This window comes from Arthrobacter sp. AK01 (assembly GCF_021109375.1).
In the GTDB taxonomy this organism is placed as follows: Bacteria; Actinomycetota; Actinomycetes; order Actinomycetales; family Micrococcaceae; genus Arthrobacter.
In genome coordinates, this window is sequence record NZ_JAJOHP010000113.1 from 1 (window position 1) to 9,482 (window position 9,482).

12 protein-coding genes are annotated in these 9,482 nt (G+C 61.1%); all 12 read left to right on the forward strand.

Translation table 11 applies throughout. The features are described from left to right. Window positions 1–610 precede the first annotated feature (610 nt). The 12 genes from LN996_RS22660 (at window position 611) to LN996_RS22715 (ending at window position 9,363) form a co-directional block, all read left to right on the forward strand. Complete coding sequence (locus LN996_RS22660) at window positions 611–1,204, forward strand: hypothetical protein (RefSeq protein ID WP_231343330.1); 594 nt, start codon at window positions 611–613, stop codon at window positions 1,202–1,204. A 10-nt stretch (window positions 1,205–1,214) separates the two neighbouring features. Next, the gene (locus tag LN996_RS22665) at window positions 1,215–2,063 is read left to right on the forward strand and encodes a HipA family kinase (protein ID WP_231343331.1); all 849 of its coding nucleotides are present in this window, start codon (window positions 1,215–1,217) and stop codon (window positions 2,061–2,063) included. 2 nt (window positions 2,064–2,065) lie between these two features. Continuing rightward, the gene (locus LN996_RS22670) at window positions 2,066–2,947 is read left to right on the forward strand and encodes a DUF3037 domain-containing protein (RefSeq protein ID WP_231343348.1); all 882 of its coding nucleotides are present in this window, start codon (window positions 2,066–2,068) and stop codon (window positions 2,945–2,947) included. Between the two features lie 158 nt (window positions 2,948–3,105). After that, entirely contained in the window at window positions 3,106–3,450 is a 345-nt protein-coding gene (locus LN996_RS22675) for an ImmA/IrrE family metallo-endopeptidase (protein ID WP_231343333.1), read from the forward strand. 64 nt (window positions 3,451–3,514) lie between these two features. Further along, a complete protein-coding gene (locus LN996_RS22680) occupies window positions 3,515–4,378 on the forward strand; it encodes a site-specific integrase (RefSeq protein ID WP_231343336.1) in 864 nt (287 codons plus the stop codon). Window positions 4,379–4,419: 41 nt separating this feature from the next. Next, a complete protein-coding gene (locus LN996_RS22685; protein WP_231343338.1) occupies window positions 4,420–4,734 on the forward strand; it encodes a tyrosine-type recombinase/integrase in 315 nt (104 codons plus the stop codon). Between the two features lie 423 nt (window positions 4,735–5,157). Further along, window positions 5,158–5,700, forward strand: a complete 543-nt coding sequence (locus tag LN996_RS22690; protein WP_231343340.1) for a PadR family transcriptional regulator — start codon at window positions 5,158–5,160, stop codon at window positions 5,698–5,700. 4 nt (window positions 5,701–5,704) lie between these two features. After that, complete coding sequence (locus LN996_RS22695; RefSeq protein ID WP_231343342.1) at window positions 5,705–7,417, forward strand: AarF/ABC1/UbiB kinase family protein; 1,713 nt, start codon at window positions 5,705–5,707, stop codon at window positions 7,415–7,417. A gap of 41 nt (window positions 7,418–7,458) precedes the next feature. Then, window positions 7,459–7,980 carry a universal stress protein gene (locus LN996_RS22700; protein ID WP_231343344.1) on the forward strand — a complete coding sequence of 174 codons (522 nt, stop codon included), beginning with the start codon at window positions 7,459–7,461 and terminating at the stop codon, window positions 7,978–7,980. After that, on the forward strand, window positions 7,970–8,410 hold the full coding sequence (locus tag LN996_RS22705; protein ID WP_231343345.1) for a CrcB family protein: 441 nt from the start codon (window positions 7,970–7,972) through the stop codon (window positions 8,408–8,410). Before LN996_RS22700 ends, LN996_RS22705 begins: the two co-directional genes overlap by 11 nt. Continuing rightward, window positions 8,407–8,778: a fluoride efflux transporter CrcB gene (crcB, locus tag LN996_RS22710; RefSeq protein ID WP_231343346.1), complete on the forward strand. Its 372-nt coding sequence runs from the start codon at window positions 8,407–8,409 to the stop codon at window positions 8,776–8,778. The genes LN996_RS22705 and crcB overlap by 4 nt, the downstream gene beginning before the upstream one ends. 54 nt (window positions 8,779–8,832) lie before the next feature. Continuing rightward, a complete protein-coding gene (locus LN996_RS22715; protein WP_231343347.1) occupies window positions 8,833–9,363 on the forward strand; it encodes a ferritin in 531 nt (176 codons plus the stop codon). The last annotated feature ends 119 nt before the right edge of the window (window positions 9,364–9,482 follow it).

A 9,482-nucleotide genomic window follows, 5' to 3' on the forward strand; every position in this document is an offset into this window, starting at 1 on the left:
GCTTCTACTATCTGGACCCCCCCGCCCTTCACCCCCCTTAACAAAACTGCCCCACCCCCCCAAGCCATCCATTTTCTCCTGGTGGTATATCCCCCTCCCCCCCCCCCCCCACCTGCGGGGGGGGGCCTCTTCAGTGTTTAACGTTAGAACTACGCATGTTTGTCTGTCACAACACCTGCACCTGCGGGCGTGAAAGCGGCCTTTCCGTCCGTACCCTGTCGCTGGTCAGTGTCTCGCAGATGACGAGTGCCGCTGACTACCCTCCACCCCGAGGGTGAATACTCCTTCAGGACACTCCACTTAAGACATTGAAATAGCTTTCGTTGGAACTCGGATAGCTGAAGCTTCAGAGATTGGAAGCGACCCGAGCCCAGACATGGTGCCTGTTGTCATTCAGTTCGAGTACCGCAATGCCGGCTCGGAAGCGGCGAAACTACAGGCGGTGCCGCTGAACGTGTTTTACGGTGCTGATAGGTACCAGGCCAAGCAACCAACTCTTTACCAAAGTTCTTCTTAGGCATCTAGCGGCAATGTATGGAACATTTAGGGTTAGGCACTGCCTAAGAAATGCCGTTTTGCTTCAGATGCAAAGGACCACAGGCTAGATATCGTGACAAGCAACCAGGATCTTGCGACCTTGGTCTCCTCGGCGAAGGAGGCCAAAGGCTACAGCTACGACTCGTTTGCCAAGGCTTGCGGGGGAGTGCCGGCAAGGCAACGTCTCTTTCAGCTGATCAATGATCCGCTGAAGAACTTCCCGGACCCAGCGACGATTAAAGGGTTGGCGCGAGGAACTGGTTATACGGTCACGGAAATCATCATGGCCTCAGCCCGGTCTCTAGGGCTCGATGTCAGTGACACCGAACCAGACTCTGTCTATGTCGCTGGACTGCACACCCTCCCGGCATCAACCCGTGAGGCATTCCTGCAGCTCGGTCGAGAAATAGGGGTCCTGGCGACTAATCAGGAGCCACATGTCGAAGCAATTCCAGAAATTGAACCTCCCACCGATATCGGGTCAGCCGGTAAGCGCCGTGACGCTCGCCCTGGACAGAAGACCGGGTCGCGAGCTCCTGATGATGGGAACATTCCGTTGCCCGATAACTGGCAGGACCTGGCTGCGGGTGCCCCGCATGAGTCTCAGGTAAGGCGTGATCGTGAGTGGACTGAGCGTGGCGAAGAGTCCCAGGACCAAGGGGAATAGGTAACTTCAGATGAGTATGGGGGAACCGGTCGATTACTCGATCCGGCTGAATTGGCTTGGGCTTCTTGCGACACATCCGCGCCCGGAACCTGAGACGGACATCTTTGCCATTGCCAGCGTGGCCAACACTGGCTCAGTGCCATTTCTGGGAATTGCAACGAATGGCACCCACTACTGGGTGAAGTACATGGGCAATGCCCATGGTCTTGATTCGTTGATTGCCGAGCGCGTGGTCGAGGCGCTGGCCCGCACGCTGGACGCTCCTATGCGTCCATCCACCCTGGTCAATGTCCCTGAAGCCTTGACTCATGACCCGCGCCTAATTGGGAGCGGTATTCAGCCCGGCGTAGCGCATGGGTCGCTGTTTCTTGAGAACTGCCTAGAGAAGAACGTGCTCGACTCTGTCACACGAGACGGCAACAAGACCCGGCAGCCACGCTTCATCGCACTCTGGGAGCTGTGTTACGGAGAAGATGAACAGTGGCTCTATGACCGCCAAAACGAAGAGCAGGTCTGGTCTTACGATCATGGTTATTGGATCACCGGCGGAGAACCGGAACCGCTGACTGTAAAAGATCTGGAGCTGACAACCACGTCCTGGAAGCCGTGGAAGGGCCCACTGAAGGGTATGGATCCAGCGGCCTTTGTCGAGATGTATGAACGCATCGAGGCGCTCACCGTGACGGACCTTATAGACGTGGTTGCGAGTGTGCCCCTAGCATGGGGTGTTCCGGATGAACTCCTTGAATCGCTCGCATGGTGGTTCTATAAGAGAAGAACCCACGCATCGGCAAGAATGCGCCAGTTGGCCAAGGAGACCTCCCTGGCCAACCCGAAACCCAAAGACGAAGTGAGGTGAAGATGTTCTACCAATACTGGATTGTCCGCTACGTACCGGACCCAATCCGCGGAGAATTCGTCAACATCGCCCTGCTCGTTGGAGCGGACGGGCACGACTGGGCATTCCGTCAGGTCAGGCACCTCAACCGAGCCACACGTCTCGGCGGTGACCCAATGATCGCCAACTATTGGATGCGCGAACTGCAGCGAATGGTAATCAATCTTGATAATGGGCGCGCCTCGGGCCCGGAAGCCATGCTGACTGCGATTGCTGACTCCGGCGAAAACATCAGCGCGGCCACTGTAGCGCGACTAGCGGCCCGCTTGAACAACGCGGTGCAAGTATCAGCGCCATACCCGATTGTTGCCGATTCCGCGCAGGCCGGCATTGACATGCTGTTTGATCACCTTGTGGCAGATCCTCAGGTCAAAACTCGCGAACTCTTTGGCGCCCGGGTAACAAACTACGTGTCACAGCAGTTCCGGCACGCTCTGCCCCGCGGCAGCAACGCTGTCATCCGAAACCGCCCTCACGTTCGCGTCGGCGCTGTTCCCCGAACAGCCAATTTCGCCGTTACTGACTCTCGGGTTGAGCAGATTACCAACACCTGGTCATTCAACCTCTCGGACGTCGAAAAAGTCTCAACAGAAATTCAGGCGTGGGCGGCACACATGAGCCGGCTAAGGACGAAAGGCGGCCTCCTCGAATCTAGGGGCAACCCGCCCCTAGTTATCCCCGAAGACGTACAGCTCCGAGTTGTCTACGAGGAACCGAGGACCGAAGCTGCCAAGCCTGCTCTGGATATCGCCAGAGAAGTCTGGGCCGAAGTCCCCGGACTGGTCGCGTACCCAGAAAGCCAGCAATCCAGACTGGTCGACGACGCCCTCGCCGTCGTGGCCTAACGCTGCCGTGGGTGACGAACTGCACCCGTCACGTTATTAATTCAAGTTCTTAGGTAGACGCCAAAACCTCTAACATTTCGAATATGTGTTCGAATTGGGGAATTGATCCATGGCTCCACCTTCGGGGGTTAAAGCATGTCCGCCTGTCTTGGGTTGACATGCCTGACGGCGCTCGGGGCAGGACGAACGGTGTTGACGTCATTTGGCTCAATAAGGGCCAGCAGCAAGTCGAACGGCGCTGCGCGCTTGCTCACGAACTCGTGCACCTGGAAGGGGAACACCGGGGCTGCCAGCCGCTCGGCATCGAAACTGACGTCTGTGAAGAGACGGCCCGGCGGCTTATCCCCATGGACCTCCTCAGCAAGAGCCTCCGCTGGGCTCGTTCCTTCGATGAACTTGCTGACGAACTCTGGGTCACGCCCGATGTCCTAAAGGATCGTTTCACAGGACTCGAGGACAAAGAATGGGAAACGCTCCTCACCCTGGAGCTACAGCCGCTGTAGCCGACCATCCAATTCGATTCAATACCGGAACGCCGCCAGCGTTCCCGAGGTCGAAAGGATCCCCGTGGCCTGGACAAAGAAACTTCCCTCCGGCAAGTACCAGGGGCTCTACCGCGACGGCGCCGGTAAGGAACGCTCCGCCGGCACGTTCTCTCACAAGCGAGCCGCCCAGAACGCGGCGAGCGCGAAGGAGGAGACGTCGCGGTCGGCTGGGTGGCGGGATCCGGATGCTGCGCGGCGCACGTGGGGGGAGTGGTGTGAGGAGTGGTGGCCCACCCGGAAGATTGAGGCTTCGACGGCGGCCAATGAGGTCAGCATGAGGGATCAATATCTGTTCCCCAAGTGGGGCTCGGTGCCTCTTTGCGATATCACCAGGCAGGACGGGCGGAAGTGGATCTCCGAATTGTCCAGGGTTGAGATTAAGCCGAGCAAGGCCGAGCTGAAGCGACGCGAGAGCAACGATTACAAGCCTGTTGTGCGGACGCTTGCTGCTTCCAGTGTTCAGCGGATCTTTGGCCTGTTTTCGGCGTCTTTCATGGCGGCTGTCGATGCGGAGGTGCTTCCTGGCAATCCGGTCTATCGGCTGAAACTGCCGCAGCGGCCGCCGGCGCAGGAGCGCTACCTGATCAAAGACGAGTACCAGGCGCTTGATGCTGTCCTGGATACGAAGGTCGATGCTGCCATTGTGGGTTTGCTGATCGGTACGGGGCTGCGCTGGGGTGAAGCCATGGGCCTTCACTCTCACCGTGTGGACCGCGAGCGCGGGATGATTCACGTCGTTGAAACGTACGACTATGAGGCCGGAATGATGAAGCCTTACCCGAAGGGCAAGCTGGCGCGAAGTGTCCCGCTTCCTGGGTGGGTTGCCCAACTCATCGATGAGCTGGAGCCCCGGGCGGATCTAGCTGCGGACATGACCACCGCGTAGGCCGCTGCCGGTCGGCTCTGGTCCTAAACGCTGAGGGCGAGATGGTGAACCTGGATAACTGGCGCAAGCGTGTCTGGTTGCCGGCGCTCGAAGCTGCGGGGATTGATCACGCGCGGCCGCACGATCTGCGGCACACCTACGCCTCGTGGTTGATCCAGAGTGGTGTGTCCATCAAGGAGGTAGGCCGGCTGTTGGGCCATGCGTCCCCGATGACGACGGAGCGCTATGCCCATCTTGCCGACATCCCGGCAGAGCAGATTTCCGAGGCCTTGGAGCTTGGTGTCCGTACCGCAAACGTACCGCAAGGCGCTGCTCTACCGGGCTACACGGCACTGCGCGTAGTGCCACCGCGATAGGCCCCCTTCCCAATGCTGGCGCGGATTCTGTCATTCGACGCTATACCGCGTTTCACGTGACTTTCCCGCAAGCGGCTCTTTCGCATCGAAGAGGTCAGGAGTTCGAATCTCCTTAGCTCCACATTTGGCATCAGGGTTCCCAGCCCTGCAAGTAGTCGCCCCTTCCAGCGCAAGGAAAAGACGAGTACCAACTACTCGTGTGCCTAGGTGGCCGGTTCGCATTTACTAAACCCAGCGGATCCCACGCGTCGGCCAATGACCCCCCTCGTTTGCCGAAGCTGCCCCAAGGTTCCGCGGCCGGGGCCGGACGGCATCACCCAGAAGTGCTGTCCGGTCCTGCGCTATGAGGCTTCCCCGGTGCCGCGCTCGGGTATATCGTTAACTATCGTTTAGTATCGTTCGCGATTGACTGAGGTGAGCTTGATGCACAATTCATTCCCTGCAAACGGATTCATGGGCAACAACCTGGACGGCATGTGGCAGGCCGTTGAGGAGTTTCGCTCCCGGTTCGAAAAGCGCTCCGGAACCCGTGCGGGCCGGGGCGAGCTACGGACGGCTATCCTCGCCCTGCTTGCCGAGCGCCCCATGCACGGCTACCAGATCATCCATGAAATCGAAGAGCGCAGTGGGGGCAGCTGGAAGCCGAGCGCCGGTTCCGTCTATCCCACCCTGCAATTGCTGGCAGACGAGGGTTTCGTCAGTGCGGAAGAATCCAGCGGACGCAAAATCTACTCCCTGACTGAAGCCGGCCGGGAGGATGTTGCCGGTTCTGAAACGTCTGCACCGTGGGACTCCTTGGGCACGTCGTCGAGCCCGGGATTCGCAGCCCTGCCCAAGGCCGGCGTGGACCTGGCTCAGGCCGCCGCGCAGGTTGGCCGCACCGGAACGCCCAAGCAAGTGCAGGAGGCTGTGACGGTGCTCGAGGAGGCGCGCCGCCGCCTGTACTCGATCCTCGCCCAGGACTGAAGGGGTGACGTCGGTTCGGCGCGATCGGGCAGATCCCACGCCGGGAAGCGGGGATCCCCGCGCCCGCTACCGCCGAATCCTGCGATTCGCCGCATGGCATCTGGCGGTGACGTGGTGGTTTGAGCTGTTCTTGCCCAAGGTAGGCCTTCGTCGGCTGACGGAACGCAACCGAGCCAACAGAATGCGGCAGTTTGCCCGGCGGTTTCACGGCCTTGCGGTGGAGCTCGGCGGACTGATGATCAAGGTGGGCCAGTTCATGTCGTCCCGGCTGGACGTGCTCCCACCGGAGATCACCGCGGAGCTGGAGGGGCTTCAGGACGAAGTGCCGCCCGTTCCCTTTCCTGCCATCCGGACGCTGGCCGAAGCCGAACTCGGTGCCCCCTTGGAGGCGGTGTTCGCCTCAGTCGAGCAGACGCCCATTGCGGCAGCATCTCTCGGGCAAGCACACCGGGCAAAACTCCTGGCCGGCAATGCCGAGGATACCGGGCTCAGCAGCGTGGTCTTCAAGGTGCAGCGGCCCGGCATCGCCGAAATCGTCGACGTCGACCTGGCCGCCTTGCGGAAAGTGGGAGGTTGGCTCAGCCGCATCCGCATCGTTTCCAGCCGCGCAGACGTGCCGGCCCTGATCAAGGAGTTCGCGCAGACCAGCTTGGAGGAAATCGATTACTTGAATGAGGCGGCCAACTCAGAGCGTTTTGCCGCTGACTTCGCCAACGACCCACGGGTAACTGTCCCAGCTGTGGTCTGGGAGCGAACCACCCGCCGTGTGCTCACACTCGAAGATGTCACGGCCATCAAGATCACGGACGCGGAGTCGCTTCGCCTGGCCGGCATAGACCCGGCCACTGTGGCTCCAGTCTTCGCCTCGGTGATGTTTGACCAGTTGTTCACCAACGGTTTCTTCCATGCCGATCCCCACCCCGGCAATATCTTCGTCACGCCGGCTAACGATCCGTCGAGTGAGCATCCCTGGAAACTCACGTTCATTGACTTCGGCATGATGGGCGAAGTTCCCGTGAAGACGCGCAGCGGGCTGCGCAAGCTTCTGATCGCTGCTGCTTCACGGGACGGCAAAGGACTGGTGACCGCGATCAGCGACGTGGGGGTGCTGATGCAGTCGGCCGACACAGCTGAGCTTGAGCGGGCCATGACACAGCTCTTCGCGCGCTTCGGCGGGATGGGTTTCGCGGAGCTTCGCGACGTTGATCCGCGGGAGTTCCGCGAATTCGGGGCTGAGTTCGGCAGCGTGATTCGCTCCCTGCCCTTCCAGTTGCCGGAGAATTTCCTGCTCATCATCAGGGCCATGTCCTTGACCTCGGGTGTGTGCAGCTCACTGGATGCCCGCTTCAATCTGTGGGACTCCGTGGAGCCGTACGCGGCGCAACTGCTGCGCGACGAGCGTGGAAACCTCATCAACGACGTCGCATCCCAGGCGGTCGATGCCGCTGCCATAGCCCTGCGCCTGCCGAAACGGCTGGATGGATTGGTCTCTCAACTGGAGGACGGTTTCCTGCAGGTATCAAATCGCAGGCTCGAACGGCAGATGGCCCGGCTCATCCTGTTGGTCCGGCGAGCAGTCGGCGCAGTCATCTTCGGAGCGGTGCTTATCTCAGGGGCCTTGGTCCGTGCCGATGACATGGTGCTCGGCAATGTGCTGATGATCGTTTCCGTGGTGCCGCTGCTGTTCGCCTTGTGGTCGGGAAGCCGTCGCGTGTGAGAACAAGCTTGCGCCACCTGCCCGCGTCGTAGACTAGCCCTGTGACAGAGACCCCCGCTCCGCGTTCTGAGGCCGCCAACGGCATGTCCGGCCCCATCCTGGTAGGTGTCATGCCGGGGCAGCCCCCCGTGGTTCTTGCGCAAGCAGTCCAGGTGGCCGCCAGTGCCGGGCTGCCACTGGTGTGCGCGTATGCCGACGTTACGGTGTACCCCGTGGACGGCAGTACAGGAGGTCCCGCGGCGCCGATCGATCCGGACGGCGTTGACGACGATTCTTACGAAATCCCCGAATCGCTGAGACAGGCCATCGCCGCGCAACTGGACGGCACCGGCGTCGAATGGTCGATGGTCCCATTGGCAGGGGAACCGGCCCGTGCCTTGGCCCGGGAAGCCGAAGCTGAAGGCGCATCAATGATCGTGGTGGGCACGCGGGAGCACAAACTGACAGCCGCCCTGAAGGAACTGACGGCCGGTTCCGTCGCCCGCCACCTGTCCCATCGCCAAGGACTGCCGGTACTCGTTGTTCCCGTCAATCCCCGGGTCCACACCGACGATGACGACTGAGGACAAACGCCCCGTCCACCTTCACTGGGGATTTATCGGTATTGTTGCGGCCGGTGGTGTGCTGGGCGCTCTGGCACGGTATGGTCTGGGACTTGCCATCCCGGCGCCAGGTGCATGGCCACTTCCCACCTTGGTCATCAATCTTTCCGGCGCCTTGGCGCTGGGCGCTTTGCTTGAGGGCCTCTCCCGCAGGGGTCCCGACGCCGGCAATCGCCGGGTCCTGCGGCTCGGGCTGGGTACGGGGTTCCTTGGCGCGTATACCACCTACAGCACGCTGGCATTGGATGCGGTGCACCTGTTCAGCGCTGGAGCGGCTCCTGCAGCTGCGGGTTATCTGGCAGCGAGCCTGGTGGGCGGCGCTGTTGCCACCCTTGCGGGTATCTGGCTGGGGGCCCGCCATCACCAGCGCGCAACTGGACGCCAATCGTGACGGTCATCCTTCTTGCCTTGGCGGGCGGGGTAGGTGCCGCCGTTCGGTTTGTGGTGGACGGGCTTATCCGGGCACGCCTCAAGACCGCTTTTCCCTGGGGGACCGTTGCCATCAACATTTCGGGCTCCCTGCTGCTGGGCCTACTGGCAGGGTTCGTGATGCGCGGCCAAGCGCCGGAGTCCCTCCTGCTGGTATTCGGTACCGGATTCCTGGGCGGCTACACCACCTTCAGCACGGCAAGCCTGGAGACCATCCGGCTTGTTCAAAGTGGTCGCACGGCCCTGGCCATCATCAATGGGTTGGGCACAATGGCGCTTAGCGTCCTTGCCGCTGCGGCTGGAGTAAGTATCAGCCTGCTGGTGCCTTGAGCAGTGGTGAACCTCACCCTCAAAAGTGTCATGGCCCGCCTGTAGGATCGAGCCATGGCTAAGAAGACATTCAATGAGTTGTTGTCCGCCCAGGTCGCCAATGAGTTTGCGGCCTCCCAGCAATACATCGCAGTAGCTGTGTACTTTGACGGCGAGGACTTGCCGCAGTTGGCCCGGCACTTCTACCGTCAATCCCTTGAGGAGCGGAACCACGCCATGATGATGGTTCAGTACATGCTGGACCGAAACGTGCACGTGGAGATCCCCGGTATTGCCCCGGTTCGCAACAACTTCACCAACGCCAAGGAACCCATCGCGTTGGCCTTGGAACAGGAAAAGGAAGTCACCAAGAACATCGAGGAGATGTTCCGCGTCGCCCGCGCCGAGGGGGATGCCCTGGGCGAGCAGTTCATGCTCTGGTTCCTGAAGGAACAGGTGGAAGAGGTCGCCTCCATGACCACGCTGCTGAACATCACCGAGCGTGCCGAGAACCTCTTCGACATCGAGAACTATGTCGCCCGGGAGACTGTAGGCGATGGCGGAAACGATGCCAGTGCCCCGTCTGCGGCCGGCGGCGTTATCTAGCCATCCACCCAGCCCACGTTTTCAAGGAGGGGGGGGGGGGCGGCGGGGGGGGGGGGGGGGGGCGGGAGTGGGGGCCAGGGGAGCGGGGGGGGGGCCCGGGGCCCGCCCCCAGGGGCGGG